Source organism: Cupriavidus sp. FW305-F7 (assembly GCF_058782875.1).
In genome coordinates this window covers 1-16,990 of sequence record NZ_JBYSYC010000018.1, presented here as the reverse complement: position 1 = coordinate 16,990, position 16,990 = coordinate 1, and the positions used below count along the sequence as shown (strand labels likewise).

Genomic DNA, 16,990 nt, shown 5'->3' with positions numbered 1-16,990 from the left:
GCTTACTCCTTGGCCGGGGCCTGTGCGTCCGGCCCAGCCTTCGAAAACACGCGGCTGGCCAGCAAGTCAGACGCCGTGATGGTGGTCAGGGTACGGTCGTCGACAACCGTGCCGGCATCGTCCAGCAGGCGCGAGGCGTGGCGCAGCCGCGCGCGGTCCAGCGCATTGCGCACGCTGCGGGCATTGGCAAAATGCGGCTGCGCCATGCGCCGGGCCAGGTAGTCGGCAAACACGGCCCGGCTCTGGTCGTCGAAGCGGTATTGCATCTCGGCCAGCATCAGGTCGGCGATCTGGCGCAGCTCGTCGAGCTGGTAGTCAGGGAAATCGACATGGTGGGCAACGCGCGAGGACATGCCCGGGTTGGACTCGAAGAAGCGGTCCATGCGGTCCTTGTAGCCGGCCAGGATCACCACTAGGTCGTCGCGGTTGTTCTCCATCACCTGCAGCAGGATCTCGATGGCCTCCTGGCCGTAGTCGCGCTCGTTCTCCGGGCGGTAGAGGTAGTAGGCCTCGTCGATGAAGAGCACCCCGCCCATGGCCTTCTTCAGGATCTCCTTGGTCTTGGGTGCGGTATGGCCGATGTACTGGCCGACCAGGTCGTCGCGGGTCACCGCCACCAGGTGGCCACGGCGCACGTAGCCCAGCTGGTGCAGGATCTGCGCCATGCGCATGGCCACGGTGGTCTTGCCGGTGCCGGGATTGCCGGTGAAGCACATATGCAGGCTGGGCGCACCGGCGCTGAAGCCGCGCGCGGCGCGCAGCTTGTCCACCAGCAGCAAGGCGGCGATATCGCGGATACGCGCTTTCACCGGCTTCAGTCCGATCAGCTCGCGGTCAAGCTGGGCCAGCAGCTCGGTGATGCCCGAGCTGGCCAGCGACTCGGCCAGGGATCCGGGCAACGATGCGGCCGGAGCGGCTGGCGGCTGCAGCGGTGCGGTCGTTTCAGGTGCGGACATGGCAGGCTCCGTGAGGATCATTCGAGCATCCGGCTCGAAGATTCGAGGCGCAGCTCCCCCCGGTGCGCGGCCTTGCGGCAGCGCAACCGTGGGATTGCACAGTCAGGAAAAGCGCCGGCGGCAGCGCCGCGCGGCGGTTCAGCCGGCGCCGCTCAGTAGCGGCTGCCCTCGGGGCGTGCCTGCACGGCGTAGCTCTCGATCGAGTAGCGCATGGTGCGGCCGGGCTCTTCCTGGCGCACCAGGCGGAAGCCGGGCTCGTCCGCAGGACGGTTGACGATGAACGACATCACCACCGACTCTACCGTATGCGTCGAATCGAAAGCCGTGACGCGGATGTAGTGGTTGGGGAAGGTGCTGCGCGCGTTGTTGATCTCCAGCAGGATGCCGGCGGCATCGCGCAGGTCGAACATCGGCAGGCCGAACATCTCCCAGTAGGTATTGCGCGGATGCGGGTCGTCGGTGTACTCGATGCCGACCGCCCAGCCCTGGTTCAGGCAGTATTCAAGCTGGCTGGTGATCTGCGCGTCGGTGAGGTCGGGCAGGAAAGAGAAAGTGCCTTGAGTAATACGCATGATGTCCTCTCGTTCTTTGGGTTCGCTCGTCGTGCTTTGGTGGCGTCTCGCCAAGGCTCAGGCCACCGACGCGGTGGGCGCGAAGTCCGAGGTGTCGGTCGGCGTGTAGTTGAAGCTAATGTCGCCCCAGGTATCGAGCGCAGCCCGCAGCGGTCCGCACCAGCGCGCGGCATCGCGCAGGATCTCCGGCCCTTCGTTGAGGATGTCGCGGCCTTCGTTGCGCGCCAGCACCATGGCTTCCAGCGCAACGCGGTTGGCGGTGGCGCCGGCCTGGATGCCCTGCGGGTGGCCGATGGTGCCGCCGCCGAACTGCAGCACCACATCGTCGCCAAAGAGGTGGATCAGCTGGTGCATCTGGCCGGCGTGGATGCCGCCGGAGGCCACCGGCATCACCTTGCGCAGCGAAGCCCAGTCCTGGTCAAAGAACAGGCCGCGCGACAGGTCGGTGTGGGTGTAGGCATCACGGCAAACGTTGTAGTACCCCTGCACGGTCAGCGGGTCGCCTTCCAGCTTGCCCACCGCGGTGCCGGTATGCATGTGGTCGACGCCCGCCAGCCGCAGCCATTTGGCAATCACGCGGAACGACACGCCATGGTTCTTCTGCCGCGTGTAGGTGCCATGGCCCGCCCGGTGCAGGTGCAGGATCATGTCGTTCTGGCGGCACCAGTTGCTCATGGACTGGATACAGGTCCAGCCGACGATCAGGTCGATCATGATGATGACCGAGCCCAGCGACTTGGCGAACTCGGCACGCCGGTACATCTCTTCCATGGTGCCGGCGGTCACGTTGAGATAGCTGCCTTTGACCTCGCCGGTGGCGGCCGAGGCCTTGTTGACCGCGTCCATCACGAACAGGAAGCGGTCGCGCCAGTGCATGAAGGGCTGCGAGTTGATGTTCTCGTCATCCTTCATGAAGTCCAGCCCGCCCTTCAGGCCCTCATACACCACGCGGCCGTAGTTGCGGCCCGACAGGCCCAGCTTGGGCTTGGTGGTGGCGCCCAGCAGCGGGCGGCCGAACTTGTCCAGGCGCTCGCGCTCGACGATGATGCCGGTGGACGGGCCGGCGAAGGTCTTCACATAGGCCACCGGGAAGCGCATGTCTTCCAGGCGCGCCGCCTTGATCGGCTTGAAGCTGAAGACGTTGCCGATGATCGACGCGGTCAGGTTGGCGATCGAGCCTTCCTCGAACAGCGACAGGTCATAGGCCACGTAGCAGAAGAACTGCTCGGGGTTGTTGGGCACCGGATCGACCCGGTAGGCCTTGGCGCGGTACATGTCGCAGGCGGTCAGGCGGTCGGTCCACACCACCGTCCAGGTGGCGGTGGAGGATTCGCCCGCCACCGCGGCAGCGGCCTCGACCGGATCCACACCATCCTGCGGCGTGATGCGGAACAGCGCCAGCAAGTCGGTATCCTTGGGCTCGTAGTCGCCGTCCCAGTACCCCATTTCCTTGTACTTCATGACGCCGGCGTCGTAGCGCTTGCGCGGCTTGGCTTGGACCGATTCAGGTGCGTTCATGCTTGTCTCCTTGCTTGGTTGAGCGTCGTGGCTACTGCGTTGATGCAAAGATATAAGCCCACCCACATAAGGTAAATTCAGATATTCTTAGTGCCTGTATAAGCTATCCCTTAAGTGCGACCAAAGCTGCACATCACGGGAACATCCAAAGCCGCCCCCACCGCCCATGTCCTTCCTGCGCGCCCTCACCCTTCGCCAGTTGCAGATCTTCGTCACCGTGGCCAGGCACGCCAGCTTCGTGCGCGCGGCCGAGGAGCTGCACCTGACCCAGCCAGCGGTCTCGATGCAGGTCAAGCAGCTTGAATCCGTGGTCGGCATGGCGCTGTTCGAGCGGGTCAAGGGGCAGCTCACGCTGACCGAGCCCGGCGACCGCCTGCTGCACCATGCGTCCCGGATCCTCGGCGAGGTCAAGGACGCCGAGGAAGGCTTGCAGGCGGTCAAGGACGTCGAGCAGGGTTCGATCACGATCGGGCTGATCAGCACGTCGAAGTACTTCGCGCCCAAGCTGCTGGCCGGTTTTACCGCGCTGCACCCGGGCGTGGACCTGCGCATCGCCGAAGGCAACCGCGAGACGCTGCTGCGGCTATTGCAGGACAACGCCATCGACCTCGCGCTGATGGGCCGCCCGCCGCGCGAACTGGATGCGGTGTCGGAACCCATCGCCGCGCACCCGCACGTGCTGGTGGCCTCGCCGCGGCACCCGTTACACGACGCAAAGGGGTTCGACCTGCAGGAACTGCGTCACGAGACCTTCCTGCTGCGCGAACCGGGTTCCGGCACCCGTACCGTGGCCGAGTACATGTTCCGGGACCACCTGTTCACGCCGGCCAAGGTGATCACCCTGGGCAGCAACGAGACCATCAAGCAGGCCGTGATGGCCGGCATGGGCATCAGCCTGTTGTCGCTCCACACGCTATCGCTGGAGCTGCGCACCGGCGAGATCGCGCTGCTGGACGTGACCGGCACGCCGATCGAGCGCATCTGGCATGTCGCGCATATGTCCAGCAAGCGTTTGTCACCGGCCAGCGAGAGCTGCCGCGCCTATCTGCTGGAGCACACGGCGGAGTTCTTGGGGAAGGAGTATGGCGGGCTGATGCCGGGGCGGCGCGTGGCCTGAGGTTCTCCGGTCCCGCCCGGAACCCGCTGGGCAGCGGCAGCTGGTGAAGGCCTTCCGATGACAAAGGCTAGAGAATTGCGATTCCTCTGATCGCCATGAACGTTCGCGATGGGAACACTAGAGGCATCACCGAAACAACGGTGATCGGGCGTAGCAACCTGAAGCTCGCTAACGGTGGCCGCATCATGCGGCCAAGTTCACGCGTTCAGGAGCTCGCAATGCAAAAACGAACCACATCGAAACATGAAACCGTGCTGGCCGCCAATCCAGCAGACTGCCTCGAATCGCTCGAGCACATCAGCGCCAGCCTTAGTTGCGTCCTGTCCCTGCTGGAAGTGGAAAGCGAGCGTTCCGAGGCATGCCACGGCATTCATTGCCTGGTGGTCATGATCAAGCTGCGGCTTGATCAGACTGCTGCGGAGCATTTCCCTTCGGACTGAGGCGAATGTCCGGCGCGGCCGCTACGAGGGCAGTCTTGATGGCGGTTGGCCATACTGGAGAATGAAGGATAACCGCAGCTTCGGCTGCGGTTATTCACTTTGGACGCCTGACACAACGTTGGGCTGGCTGGGCCGTCGCTTGTCGGCCATCTGCGGTCATAGACCCATGCATTCTCACGGACATTCGAACGTCGGCTGCGGGCTTTCTCGCTTTCGCGGTGTGTAGCCGTCTCGTGACGCCATCACGCCCGGCCTCGCCCGCGAGCGGGATGGCCGACAACTAGCATTCTCAGTGGCCGGTGCTATCTTTTAGTATCGGCGCCCCGGCCAGCCACGGCGTCGGTTTGCCCACCCGCCGTGCTCGACGGGCCGCTGAGCGACGACGTTAGGCGGCACGAGCGCCTGAGGCAAGGCAAAAGTCTGGCCACGGCGCAGCAACGATGAAAGAGGAAGGTGAATTATGAAGATGCTACTCACAGTCGAAATCCCTCATGAGCCCTTCAACTCCCTCGTCAGAGGCGGGAAGGCGGGCGAGATAATTGGGCGTATCCTAGAAGCGATCAAACCGGAAGCGGTGTACTTTACTGAGCAAGACGGAATGCGCTGCGGGGTCTTCCTGATCAACGTCGAAAATCCATCCGACGTTCCTGCTTTTGCGGAGCCCTTCTTTCTCAACTTCCAGGCCAACTGCAAGTTCCGCATTGTGATGAGCCAGGAGGATCTGCAAAAGGCTGGTCTGGAGGAACTAGGGAAGAAGTGGGCGTGATGAGCGGTCGGCGAGATCGGTAACGAATAGCCCCCAGACGGCCCCACATTCATTTCCGTTAATGGTATCTAACATTTCCGTCACCACGGAGGCCATGCAAGCGGCACGCCGCTCGCATGGCGCCGGTTACGTCCAGTGTTGATGTTGTAGAAAATACTTGAAGTCGCATCGACGAGACCGTCCGGTTTCAGCCGGTGTGAGTGACGGCAGCGGGTCGGCAGCAGTTCCGCGCTCTGCAAAGCGGACACTCCCTGCACACCGACAGCTTTGGCCGAACACCCGCCAGCCAACGTGACCGACTGGATGGCCGTAGTACCTTGGAAGCTGCCATTGAAGTAGCCTGGACACAGCGGCCGCAGTGGGCCGGCAAGCGACGACCGGCTGCCGGACCCGGCCGGGCGTCCGGATGCCGACCGTGAACCAGCAATGGAGACGATGATGGACAAAGACGATCACCCGAAGCCGTTCTACCGATCCCTCTACTTCCAGGTCATCACCGCCATTGTCATCGGCGTCATCCTCGGCCATTTCTGGCCGCATGCCGGCGAGGCGATGAAGCCGTTGGGTGATGGCTTCATCAAGCTGATCAAGATGATCATCGCGCCGATCATCTTCTGCACGGTCGTGGTGGGCATCGCCGGCATGGAGGACATGAAGAAGGTTGGCAAGACCGGCGGGCTGGCGCTGCTGTACTTTGAGGTCGTGAGCAGCATTGCGCTGTTGGTTGGCCTGTTGATCATCAACATCGTCAAGCCCGGCGCCGGCATGAACGTCGACGTATCCACCCTCGACACGAAGGGCATCGCCGCCTATACCGAGCCCGGCAAGATGCAAGGCACGGTCGATTTCCTGCTGCACGTGATCCCGAACACGGTGGTGGATGCCTTTGCCAAGGGTGAGATCCTCCAGGTGCTGCTGTTCGCGGTGATGTTTGGTTTCGCGCTGCACAGGTTCGGCGGCCGCGGCACGTTGGTGTTCGACTTTATCGAGAAGTTCTCGCACGTGCTGTTCACCATCGTCGGCTACATCATGAAGGTCGCGCCGATTGGCGCCTTCGGCGCCATGGCCTTCACCATCGGCAAGTACGGCGTGAGCTCGCTGCTGCAGCTTGGCCAGCTGATGGCGACCTTCTACGCCACCTGCCTGCTTTTCATCTTCGTCGTGCTGGGCACCATCGCGCGGCTGCATGGCTTCTCGATCTGGAAGTTCATCAAGTACATCAAGGAGGAACTGCTGATCGTGCTGGGCACGTCGTCGTCGGAATCCGTGTTGCCGCGGATGATGGCCAAGCTGGAGAACCTGGGCGCCCGCAAGTCCGTCGTCGGACTGGTGATCCCGACTGGCTACTCCTTCAATCTGGATGGCACCTCCATCTACCTGACCATGGCGGCGGTGTTCATCGCCCAGGCGACCAACACCGACATGACCCTGATGCAGCAACTCACCCTGCTCGCCGTGCTGCTACTGACCTCCAAGGGCGCCGCCGGTGTCACCGGGAGTGGCTTCATCGTGCTGGCGGCCACGCTTTCGGCGGTGGGGCATGTTCCTGTGGCGGGGCTGGCCCTGATCCTCGGCATTGACCGCTTCATGTCGGAGGCTCGCGCCCTGACCAACCTGATCGGCAACGGCGTGGCCACAGTGGTGGTGGCAAAATGGACCGGCGACCTCGATGTCGAGCGGATGCACCGCAGGCTTGATGACGAGTCGGACATTGAGGCCGACGAGCCGGAAGTGGTGCTCGACCAGGTCGCGACCCATATGCCGGCCGCCGACACCACGGTAACCCAGTGAGCGGCACCGCGCAAGCACACATCACCACCGCGGGCTGTGGCAACTATGGCTCCCGGGCACTACGGAAGGCTTCGACCGCGGCAGGCGCACCGGCTTACGTTGCGCCATGAAGCCCGACCTTCCCTGATGGACAGACCGAGGCGTGGCCGGTCGTCAACCAGATCGAACGCCTCTACAATCACCAGCGCAGGCACGATTTCGAAATGGCTGCTTGAGTCGATTCAGCCTCACGAACTGCTGTTCCGCCTGGCCGAGGAGGCGGGCGTGGTACTGCTGCCTGGCAAGGGATTCGGTACGCGCCACCCGTCGGGGCGGGTCTCGCTGGCCAACCTCAATGAAGAAGACTATGTGAAGATTGGTCGCTGCGTGCGCAACGAGTATCTCGAACCTGTCGCCGGAGCTGCGCACCGGCGAGATCGCGCTGCTGGACGTGACCGGCACGCCGATCGAGCGCATCTGGCATGTCGCGCATATGTCCAGCAAGCGTTTGCCACCGGCCAGTGAGAGCTGCCGCGCCTATCTGCTGGAGCACACGGCGGAGTTCTTGGGGAAGGAGTATGGCGGGCTGATGCCGGGCGGCGGGTGGCCTGAGGTTCTCCCGTCCCGTGGCGCTGACTGCCTTCTGGCTTTCCACAATGCGGGGATAGAGTGGTCAACTCAACGGCGTCGCGTCAAATGCTCCGGGGAAAATGCGAAGCCTTTGGACCACATTCGACCGATAGTCCAGAAACCAGCCTGTCGTTGGGTCGGACCTTCAGGGGCGTCGCTTGTCACCTAAAATATTGTCAAGGTGTTACGTAACCCGGTCACGCCGCCAACGTGAACTTTTGGAGACCGCTAGAACCACGTCTCAATAACTGACTGGTGGTCTATGGTGCTATCACTTCGCTATTTGGGATTCTTGGGAATCTGCGCTTTGTTCACTGCTTGCGGACAGATTCCGTCCAAGCATTCTGCGTGCAGAGCTGATTCCTGTCGCCCTCGGCACGAGCACGAGATGTTGCAATCCGGCGAGGCGTCATGGTATTCGGCAACGCTCCAGGGGCATCTGACCGCAAACGGAGAACGCTACGATGGCGGCGCCTTGACTGCCGCCCATCGAACGTTACCGCTCGGCAGCTATGTGCGCGTCAGATCGTTGGCTACCGGAAAGTCGGTTGTCGTTCGCATCAACGATCGCGGACCATACGTCAAAGGCCGGATTATCGATCTCTCTTACGCTGCGGCGGCGGCCTTGGGTTTGCCAGACGCGCGGTCGATGCACGTGCAGATTGAACGTTGATCGATTGCGGCTGCGGTTTTGACCGTTCTGCGCCACCGCGAATTTACGCACCTTGTGCCACTTAGTGTCTTTGTCGCCGTGATCGCGACCGCGGAGATTTCCTCTTGATAGGGCGGCACGGAAAGAACCTCCAAACAGCGGACCTTCGCGGCGGGACGCCACGACACCAGGCAATGTTATGTGGTGAAGGGCGTAAGGCCGCCCGCCTAGCCCGCGACTGTTTCATCGGCAATGGCCGAACTCCGTCCCCCAAGCGCATCGGCGAGCGGCCGTTGTACCTTGAAAGCCGCCATAGATGTCACGCTGGGTCGACAGGCCGCAATGGGTCGGTCGGAGAAGGCCGCAGCCTAGCTGTAGGCGGCCGGCCGAGTCCGGCCACAAAGGGACCTTCGCAGATGCTCCCTAAATGTCCGCAGTCTGCCCGCCCCACCCCTTCGCAGCAGGGGGCATACGCATTACATCGCCGCAGCGAAGATTGCCATGACTTGCGCCAGCGTGGCCTTGCGCGGATTCGTCAGCATGCAAGCATCCTTTTGCGCATTGCTTGCCATCACTTCATGGTCGTCCGCCTTGACGCCCAGGCCCGCCAGACCCGCCGGAATGCCAATCGACGCGGAAAGGGTCCGGATCGCCGAGACGGCAGCTTTGGCGGCGTCATGCGCGCTCAAGCCCCCAATGTTCTCGCCTAGCAGTTCGGCGATTCTCGCGTAGCGCTCCGGCGCGGCAATGAGGTTGAATTCCGACACGTGCGGCAGCAGGATCGCGTTGCACACGCCGTGGGGCAAATTGTAGAAGCCGCCGAGTTGATGGGCCATCGCGTGCACGTAACCGAGTGATGCGTTGTTGAAGGCCATGCCGGCAAGGTATTGGGCGTAGCACATGGCCGCGCGTGCTTCCATCGAGTCCCCGTTCGCGACAGCTTTGGGCAGCCATTCGGCGATCAGCGCGATCGCCTTCTCCGCACAGGCATCGGTAATTGGCGTGGCGGCGGTGGAAACGTATGCCTCGATGGCGTGAGTCAACGCGTCCATGCCGGTCGCCGCCGTCAAGGCGGGCGGCATCGCGACCATCAGGCTCGGATCGTCGATGGCGATTAATGGCGTGCAACGCCAGTCGACGATTGCCATCTTCACATGATTGCTCGAATTAGTGATGATGCAAAAGCGTGTCATTTCCGCAGCAGTGCCAGCGGTCGTGTTGATCGAAATCAGCGGCGTCATTGGCACCGTTGATTTGTCGATGCCTTCGTAGTCGCGGATATGTCCGCCTCCGGCGGTAACGAGGCCGATGCCTTTCGCGCAGTCGTGCGATGAGCCGCCGCCGAGCGAAACGATGAAGTCGCATTCTTCCCGCTCGAACAACTTGACGCCGTCGTGAACGTTAACGTCGGTGGGATTGGGCTCGGCACCCGGAAAGATGACGGCCTGGAGCCCGGCTTCGCGAATGTGCCCCGCGACGACTTCGGAGAGCCCCATCTTGTGCAAGCCTGCATCCGTGACGATGAGAGCCTTCCTGGCCCCGAGTGATCTGGCGCGAGCGCCCGTTTCGCGCGCGCAGCCCGGACCGAAGAGGGTCACGCAGGGAATGAAGAAGCTGTCGACGCGATTAGCGATGTTCAGGTGGGTCATGTCGTCTCCAAGGTTGTAATGAATATGAGGTCTCCTGTCCTCGCAAGCCTTGACGCACGAACCGTACCTGTGTCTGGCGAGGTCTTTTTCAGACGCTGTCCATCAGATGCACCTCGTGGAGTGTTGTAATTTGAATCGATGTGTTCAGTTTTGGAGCGACTGGGCGTATCCGACAACGGCTGGATCGGCCGAACTTCAGTCGTTCTCAGAGCAGTGTGCGAATGACCGTGAGGGGTCGGGAAGAGACAACTGGCTTGCGACTGGCAGAGGCCAGGCGCTCGGCCCTCGATTCAGGTCACCGACAGCAATGCCGCATCAAGAAGATCGGTCCCGAATTGTCAATCGCACAGAGCCGATTGCCCTCTGGCCCCTTCCCGAAGACGTACGTCGCACGTCTGCTCGATGCGACGGCAACACCCGCTGCATCGAGCGAGTTGAGCACCGCGTCTCCAGTACCGCAGAAGCTTGGGATTAACGGACTCACGATAAAAGGCCGCGTTTCGAGCGATATACGTCTGGTGTGGCACCCATTTGTCGGCCGAATGCACGTTGAAAGGCGTCGACTGACTGAAAGCCGCTTTCCCGTGCGATCTTCTCCTGCGGCCAATAATCGTCGCGATCTGCTCCGGCGCGCTGGTCGTCGGCAAGGCCGGCTTGCTCGATGGTCGCCGGTTCGCGGGACACTGGTATGACAGGAACAAGCTACGGGAACGGCATCCCAGCGCCACCCATGTTCCCAATCGCCGCTACATTGCCGACCGCGGCGTCGTGTCGACCACGGGCGTAACCGCGTCGGTGCCCGTCAGCGTGGCAATCGTCGAAGCGATTGCCGGGCCAGCTCGTGCGGCTGCGGTGGCGCAATCGCTCGGCTTACGCACATAGGGGACCACGCATGACAGTGCCCCATTCCGGATCGACGCCAGTCGAGTCCTGGCGCTGGTCGTCAATAGCGTCGCATTCTGGCGGCGCGAGACCATCGCCATTCCGGTAAGCGATGGCGTCGATGACATCCAGCTCGCGCTGACGGCGGATGCCTGGTCTCGCACCTACCGATCACATGCCCTGGCCGAAGCGAGCCGCGCAGTGAAGATGCGCAGCGGCCTGACGCTGGTGCCGACATCCCCTTTGTCCGGCAATGGCACATACCGGGTTTCCCTGCCGGCGGACAGGCTGCCCGTCATGCAACTGCATGAGACACTTGCCGATATTGGCAGGCGCTATGGCGTCGCCACGCGCGAACTGGTCAAACTGGAGCTGGAGTACGGCACCCAAGATGGGTTCTGATTCCTCTCGCGCGCTCACTGCCGTGCTATCCGACGCGTCCCAAAGCCCCCTGAGGGCATAACCTGACCGCGCCGAACCGGATTTTCCCCTATTGCTGCCGCGCCTATCTGCCGGAGCACACGGCGGAGTTTTTGGGGGAGGGAATATGGCGGGCTGATGCCGGGGCGGCGCGTGGCTTGAGGTCCAGGAGGGTTGGCCGGGATTCGAAAATGCTTTGCCACATTCCGGTCGGAACCCTCCGGGCGGCGGCGAGGCCGCTCGCGCGCCGCCAGTGCCCGATCGGCGGTGGTCACACCTCAGTGCGACATGAAGACTGGCAAGCCTGACTGGCGCAGCAGGGCGCGGGTGGTGCCACCCAGCACAAGCTCTCTCAGCCGGGAGCGGCCATAGCCGCCGGCGACCAGCAGGTCGGCCTGAACCTTGGCCGCAAGTTGTGGCAGCACGTGGTCGGGATCGCCCTCCCCGACCAGCAGACTGGCGCGGATGCCATGGCTGAGCAGCCATGCTGTCAGCCGATCCGCGCTGTCTCGATAGGCCGCTTTCTCACCGGCAGTGCTGTGCTTGCCAGCGCTGACCACCAGGACGGTAACGGCGCTGGCATGCACAAGCCACGGCAGTGCGTCCGCGACCGCCCGCGCGGCCTCCCGGCCGCCGTTCCATGCGATGGCAACATGGCCACCAATTCTCGGGACGGATGCGCCCGGCACCAGCAGGATGGGCCGGCCTGCATTGAGCATCGCATACTCAGCGACCCCGGCCAGCAAAGCCGGCACTTCGGCCTGCGCCGAGGGCGATGCGGGCAGGATGAGGTCGGCGAAGCGGCCCTCGTCGGCAAGCGCCCAGCCGGACTCGGCGTCGACAACGATGTGCCGGGTGGGAATGGCCGGTGACACTTGCCTGGTCAGCGTGTCGAGTGCGTTCTTGTGAGCGGCAGCCAGTTTGTGCAAATGGCTCGCGGCAAGCACAGCGTATTGCCCGGCTTCTTCGCCCGCCCCACGAAACGGCTCCAGGTGCGTTCCTGTTGCCGTCAGGCCGACCACGCTGCCGCCGGACCTTGCGGCAAGTCGTGCCGCCGTTTCAATGCGCGCGGACCGTGCAGCATCTTCGCTGAGGTCGACAAGGATGGTTCTGAAGTCCATGAGGTGATTCCACTCTTTGGTTTAAGTTCGCATCATCGTGAAAACAGCACCGGTGCCGTCATCGAGTCAAGCAGCGTATGCGTGACACCGCCCAGCACCAGTTCCCGCATGCGACCGTGTCCGTAGGCACCCATCACGATCAGGTCGGCATCGAAATCCGCCGCGCGCGAAAGGATGAGTTCGCCGATGGTCAGGTCAGCCCCACCGGGACCGTGTTCGATTTCCACGGCGACGCCGTGGCGTTCCAGCACGCGTGCGGCGTGGCCGACCGGGGTGGCGTCTGCTCTTGCCTCCTTGGCCGCAGTCTGTGCGCAAAGAATGCGCGCCTGCGCGCCGGCCATCAGCGGCACGGCGTCGTGAAGCGCCCGCGCCGCCTCGCGGCTGCCATTCCACGCCACGATAACGCGCGTACCCAGCGTTGGAAACGTGCCCGTGCACGGCACCACGAGCGTCGGTCGGCCGGTCTCCAGCAGCAGCGATTCCAGCAGTTGTCGGGCCACCGGACCTTCGGTATTGCCGGGGTCGTACTGGCCGGCAACGACCAGGCCGGCCTCGCGGGCCTCGCGCAGCACTGATGCCACGGCCCCCAGCTCCGCAGCGCGCCACTCCGCGCGCACTGGCATGGCCTGGGTTGCAGCCAGAAACTGCCCCCGGACGTCTTCCCTGACCTGCTTGCGCCGGGCCAGGTCGTCCGCAACATATTGCTGCGCGCCGTCCATGAGGTAAAACCAGGCAGGATCGGGAATGAAACCGGCGTACATGCCGATCAGCCGGCACTCGCTGGCCGCCGCAACGCGCCCCGCCACTTCAAGCCGCTGCCGTGCCTGCGGATTGCTGTCCAGATGAACCAGGATGCTGTCGTAAGCCATGATCGCCCTCTCGCTCGACTACAGACCAGTCTAGGCAGCAAGGCCGACCGGCGCTTGACCCGGATCAACGGGCCTGCCCTGCGGCGAAATCGCTCACGCATCGCCCTGATGTGCGGTGGAGGCTACTGCGGGCAAACGTATGCGGAGCCGGCAAGCCGTCCGGCCATCACTTCTGTTTGCGGTCAATTACTCGCCGCGCCTGCCTCTTCGGGTTGACATATATCAAGCGCGTATCGAGGCCGGCGCCTACGCTGAATGCAGCGAATCGCAACATTGAGCACACCCTTGCTCCTCAGGAGACCCATCATGTACCAGCGCATCCTGCTCGCGGTCGACGGCAGCCGTTCTTCCGACCTTGCACTGAGCCAGGCCATCATCATCGCCAAGGCAACCGGGGCCGAGGTCAAGGCGTTGTTCGTGGTAGACGACAGCGATGTGTTCTTCGAGGCTAGTTACTTCAACCCCAAGGAACTGATCGACAACATCACCGCGCACGGCCGCAAGGCGCTGGATGCCGCCTCGGCCAGGCTCAGCGAAGCAGGCGTGCGCAACTCGGTGAAACTGGATGAAAAGCCGGTTGCGCCCGGCCGGATCTCGCTGACCATTGTCACCGAGGCCGATGCGTGGAATGCCGACCTGATCGTGCTTGGCACCCACGGCCGCCGCGGCGTCCGGCGCCTGCTGATGGGCAGCGTGTCGGAAGGCGTGCTTGCCAAGACCAGCAAGCCCGTGCTCCTGGTCCGCAGCGAAGTCGAAGGTTAGGCGCGTCACGGCGCCACGGGCGGCGTAGGAGTGCCAGGCCATGCCTCACCAAACCATGCGTGCGATGGTCTTCGAGGGCGCGGGCCTGCCGCTGCGCCTTCACAACTTGCCGGTTCCCGACCCGGGGCCTGGCGAAGTTCGCATTGCCGTGGGGGCTTGCGGGGTGTGCCGGACCGACCTGCATATCGCCGACGGCGACCTGCGCCATCCCAAGCCGGTGCTCATCCCAGGGCATGAAATCGTCGGACAGGTGGATTCGTGCGGCGCCGGTGTCACCGCCTTCAAGCCGGGCGACCGCGTGGGTGTGCCCTGGCTCGGACATACCTGTGGCCGTTGTCGCTACTGCCTGCGTCATCACGAGAATCTTTGCGACGCGCCGCTGTTCACTGGCTATACCCGCGATGGCGGCTATGCGGAGTACGTTATTGCCGACAGCGGCTATTGCTTCCAGATTCCGCCTGGCTACGATGACGAACACGCCGCACCACTACTCTGCGCCGGCCTGATCGGCTACCGGACGCTGCGCATGGCGGGCGCAGCCAGCCATGCACACCGCATCGGCATCTACGGCTTCGGCGCCGCCGCCCACCTGGTGACGCAGATCGCGGTGGCGCAAGGCCGCGAAGTCTACGCCTTCACCCGCGCGGGCGACGCAGGCGCGCAGCAACTCGCGTACCAGTCCGGCGCGTGCTGGGCCGGCTCGAGCGACCTCCAGTCGCCCGTGCCGCTGGACGCCGCGCTGATTTTCGCCCCGGTGGGCGCGCTGGTTCCCAAGGCGCTGCGCGCTGTGGACAAGGGTGGCATCGTGGTCTGTGGCGGAATTCATATGAGCGATATCCCAAGCATGCCTTACCAGCTGCTTTGGGAAGAAAGGCGCCTGTGTTCCGTAGCCAACCTCACGCGTGCCGACGGCATCGCGCTGATGGATATCGCCGCCCGGACTCCGCTGCATACGCACACCACCGCGTATCCGTTGGAGCAGGCCAACGAAGCGCTGGCCGACCTGCGCGAGGGCCGGCTTACCGGCGCCGCCGTCCTGAAACTCCGTCAATAGATTCCTGGCAGATAGATCGATGAGCCGTTACCAGACACGTTTTCAGGCGCGAGAGCATGCGGGCTCGGAACTGGCCTGGGCGTTGCGCGCGTATCGGGGAACCGGTGCCCTGGTCCTGGCGATTCCGCGCGGCGGCGTGCCGGTCGGGCGCGTTGTGGCCGACGCACTGGGCGCTGACTTCGACCTGGTGATGGCGCGCAGGATCGCTCCTGGCGTAGCACTGGACGACTCTGGCGAGACATGGTGCACGGACGCAATGAACGCAAATGGCGGCGCCAGCAGCCAGCGTGATGCCCAGTTCGACCAGCTTCGCAGGCAGCGCGCCGTGTATACGCCGGTTCGCAAGCTGGCGGATCCGGGCGGTCGCGTGGTGATCGTCGTGGATGACGGCCTGGTGAGCGGCGCAACGATGTATGCGGCCCTCGCAAGCCTGCGCAAGCGGCACCCTGCCCGGCTCATATGCGCGCTCCCGATCGCCACCGCAGCCGGCCTGGACCGGGTCCGCGCGTTGGCCGACGAAGTCATCTGCCTGGATACACCGGACCGCATCGAAAACCTCGCGCACTTCTATCATGAGTTCCAGCTGGTCAGCGACGACCGCGTCCGGCAGTTGACTGGTATACCGCCAGCGCAACCCCAGACCCGCGCCCGGCCAAGTGCGGTGGCGGGCGTGCCGTCGTTGAGCAAGGCGATGCTGATTCCGTATCAGACGACTCGGCTCCGGGCCATGCTCGAATCGGCGCCGAACCCGATCGGCGTCGCGGTGATGGTGCATGCCGGTGGCGCGCAACGCCGCGCAGCCCGCAGCCATTACCTGGCACGCAAGCTACGCGCGAAAGGATTCGCCACCTTGCTCGTAGACCTGCAGCCTGACAGCCGCGTCGACGACGCACCGGAATCGGACGTCGATGAGCTGGTGGCAAGACTGGACCAGACCTTGAGCTTCCTGCGTACTGGGACGCCCTGCGCAAGCTTGCCTGTGGGCCTGCTCAGTACCGGCACCGCAGCGGCGGCAGCCCTGCGCTCGGCCGCCTGCAGCGCGACGCAACTCAGCGCTGTAGCCTGTGTTGCGGGGCGGCTGGATCTCGCGGGAAGCGCAACCCTGCAGCAGCTCGAAATCCCTGCCTTGCTGATATGTGCCAGCGGCAATCCGAAAGACATTCAGATCAACAATCTTGCATTCGAACAGATGCATTGTCCGCGGCAACTGAGGCTCATCCCGACCAGCGGCCGCGGATTTGAAGACCCCAGGGCCCTGGAAGACATCGCAGCACTCACGATAGGCTGGTTCGAGCGGCACCTTGCGGCCCCATCTCCTCTCGGCCTGGGTTACGGCGGATGACAATACCTGGCGGATTACGCTCCGCAGCAGTCTTATCAAGCTGCAGCTTGCATTTCCCCTCGGACTGAGCCGGATGTCTGGCGCGGCCGCTACGAGCGGTAGTCTTGGTGGCGGTTCGTCATACTGGAGAATGAGGAATAACCGCAGCTTCGGCTGCGGTTATTCACTTTGGACGCCTGACACAACGTTGGGCTGGCTGGACCGTCGCTTGCCGGCTGGGGATTCAACCGGTCGACATCGAGGGGTAGATGGTCGACGATTCAAGACACTACCAGCACCGCTGCCCGTCAATGCCGATCGAGTGTCCTGGCTTGCGCGGAGGCAGCGAATACGCTTCGGCAGACATCAGGTCGGCAGGGTAGAGTTGGAGGAACGACCGCGTTTCATCCGCCCGGAGGTGTCAGGAATTCTGTGTGCTGAGGTCGGTTAAATAAATCTCAGCGTAGGGCGTTGGTGAAGCGGTCACCGAA

16 protein-coding genes and 1 pseudogene are annotated in these 16,990 nt (G+C 63.5%); 11 read left to right on the top strand and 6 right to left on the bottom strand.

Annotated elements, in window-relative coordinates; genetic code table 11:
- Window positions 1-2: 2 nt before the first annotated feature.
- The 3 genes from cbbX to AC3WL8_RS18050 form a co-directional block, all read right to left on the bottom strand.
- Window positions 3-956 (bottom strand): CbbX protein, encoded by a 954-nt coding sequence (gene cbbX / locus AC3WL8_RS18060; protein WP_153954007.1) that lies wholly within the window; start codon window positions 954-956, stop codon window positions 3-5.
- A 152-nt stretch (window positions 957-1,108) separates the two neighbouring features.
- The gene (locus AC3WL8_RS18055; RefSeq protein WP_010809290.1) at window positions 1,109-1,528 is read right to left on the bottom strand and encodes a ribulose bisphosphate carboxylase small subunit; all 420 of its coding nucleotides are present in this window, start codon (window positions 1,526-1,528) and stop codon (window positions 1,109-1,111) included.
- A gap of 57 nt (window positions 1,529-1,585) precedes the next feature.
- On the bottom strand, window positions 1,586-3,046 hold the full coding sequence (locus tag AC3WL8_RS18050) for a form I ribulose bisphosphate carboxylase large subunit (RefSeq protein WP_035826739.1): 1,461 nt from the start codon (window positions 3,044-3,046) through the stop codon (window positions 1,586-1,588).
- 166 nt (window positions 3,047-3,212) lie between these two features.
- Here AC3WL8_RS18050 and AC3WL8_RS18045 point away from each other — a divergent pair, with 166 nt between their 5' ends.
- The 6 genes and pseudogenes from AC3WL8_RS18045 to AC3WL8_RS18020 all read left to right on the top strand — a co-directional run bounded on the left by AC3WL8_RS18045 (window position 3,213) and on the right by AC3WL8_RS18020 (window position 8,442).
- Entirely contained in the window at window positions 3,213-4,163 is a 951-nt protein-coding gene (locus AC3WL8_RS18045; protein WP_013953011.1) for a LysR family transcriptional regulator, read from the top strand.
- Between the two features lie 218 nt (window positions 4,164-4,381).
- On the top strand, window positions 4,382-4,603 hold the full coding sequence (locus tag AC3WL8_RS18040; RefSeq protein WP_153954078.1) for a DUF1484 family protein: 222 nt from the start codon (window positions 4,382-4,384) through the stop codon (window positions 4,601-4,603).
- A 460-nt stretch (window positions 4,604-5,063) separates the two neighbouring features.
- Window positions 5,064-5,369: a hypothetical protein gene (locus AC3WL8_RS18035; RefSeq protein WP_018314260.1), complete on the top strand. Its 306-nt coding sequence runs from the start codon at window positions 5,064-5,066 to the stop codon at window positions 5,367-5,369.
- 438 nt (window positions 5,370-5,807) lie between these two features.
- On the top strand, window positions 5,808-7,160 hold the full coding sequence (locus tag AC3WL8_RS18030) for a dicarboxylate/amino acid:cation symporter (protein ID WP_013953013.1): 1,353 nt from the start codon (window positions 5,808-5,810) through the stop codon (window positions 7,158-7,160).
- Between the two features lie 234 nt (window positions 7,161-7,394).
- Window positions 7,395-7,664: pseudogene (locus AC3WL8_RS18025) on the top strand (hypothetical protein); the annotation flags it as partial.
- A 493-nt stretch (window positions 7,665-8,157) separates the two neighbouring features.
- Window positions 8,158-8,442 (top strand): septal ring lytic transglycosylase RlpA family protein, encoded by a 285-nt coding sequence (locus tag AC3WL8_RS18020; RefSeq protein WP_080569590.1) that lies wholly within the window; start codon window positions 8,158-8,160, stop codon window positions 8,440-8,442.
- Window positions 8,443-8,897: 455 nt separating this feature from the next.
- Here AC3WL8_RS18020 and mdh read toward each other — a convergent pair whose 3' ends face one another.
- The gene (gene mdh, locus AC3WL8_RS18015) at window positions 8,898-10,070 is read right to left on the bottom strand and encodes an iron-dependent methanol dehydrogenase (protein ID WP_153954006.1); all 1,173 of its coding nucleotides are present in this window, start codon (window positions 10,068-10,070) and stop codon (window positions 8,898-8,900) included.
- 567 nt (window positions 10,071-10,637) lie between these two features.
- On the opposite strand from mdh, the gene AC3WL8_RS18010 reads away from it, so the two are divergent.
- Together AC3WL8_RS18010 and AC3WL8_RS18005 are read left to right on the top strand one after the other, a co-directional pair.
- On the top strand, window positions 10,638-10,952 hold the full coding sequence (locus AC3WL8_RS18010) for a DJ-1/PfpI family protein (protein WP_492378526.1): 315 nt from the start codon (window positions 10,638-10,640) through the stop codon (window positions 10,950-10,952).
- 201 nt (window positions 10,953-11,153) lie between these two features.
- Complete coding sequence (locus AC3WL8_RS18005) at window positions 11,154-11,354, top strand: hypothetical protein (RefSeq protein WP_211981398.1); 201 nt, start codon at window positions 11,154-11,156, stop codon at window positions 11,352-11,354.
- 296 nt (window positions 11,355-11,650) lie between these two features.
- Here AC3WL8_RS18005 and AC3WL8_RS18000 read toward each other — a convergent pair whose 3' ends face one another.
- Complete coding sequence (locus tag AC3WL8_RS18000) at window positions 11,651-12,493, bottom strand: universal stress protein (RefSeq protein WP_492378502.1); 843 nt, start codon at window positions 12,491-12,493, stop codon at window positions 11,651-11,653.
- Between the two features lie 32 nt (window positions 12,494-12,525).
- Complete coding sequence (locus tag AC3WL8_RS17995; protein ID WP_013953018.1) at window positions 12,526-13,362, bottom strand: universal stress protein; 837 nt, start codon at window positions 13,360-13,362, stop codon at window positions 12,526-12,528.
- Between the two features lie 306 nt (window positions 13,363-13,668).
- Here AC3WL8_RS17995 and AC3WL8_RS17990 point away from each other — a divergent pair, with 306 nt between their 5' ends.
- From AC3WL8_RS17990 to AC3WL8_RS17980, 3 genes are read left to right on the top strand one after another with little or no spacing between them, the layout of a single operon-like run.
- The gene (locus AC3WL8_RS17990) at window positions 13,669-14,124 is read left to right on the top strand and encodes a universal stress protein (protein WP_013953019.1); all 456 of its coding nucleotides are present in this window, start codon (window positions 13,669-13,671) and stop codon (window positions 14,122-14,124) included.
- A 40-nt stretch (window positions 14,125-14,164) separates the two neighbouring features.
- A complete protein-coding gene (locus AC3WL8_RS17985; RefSeq protein WP_013953020.1) occupies window positions 14,165-15,178 on the top strand; it encodes a zinc-dependent alcohol dehydrogenase family protein in 1,014 nt (337 codons plus the stop codon).
- A gap of 19 nt (window positions 15,179-15,197) precedes the next feature.
- Window positions 15,198-16,520 (top strand): phosphoribosyltransferase family protein, encoded by a 1,323-nt coding sequence (locus AC3WL8_RS17980; RefSeq protein WP_492378501.1) that lies wholly within the window; start codon window positions 15,198-15,200, stop codon window positions 16,518-16,520.
- Window positions 16,521-16,990: the final 470 nt, after the last annotated feature.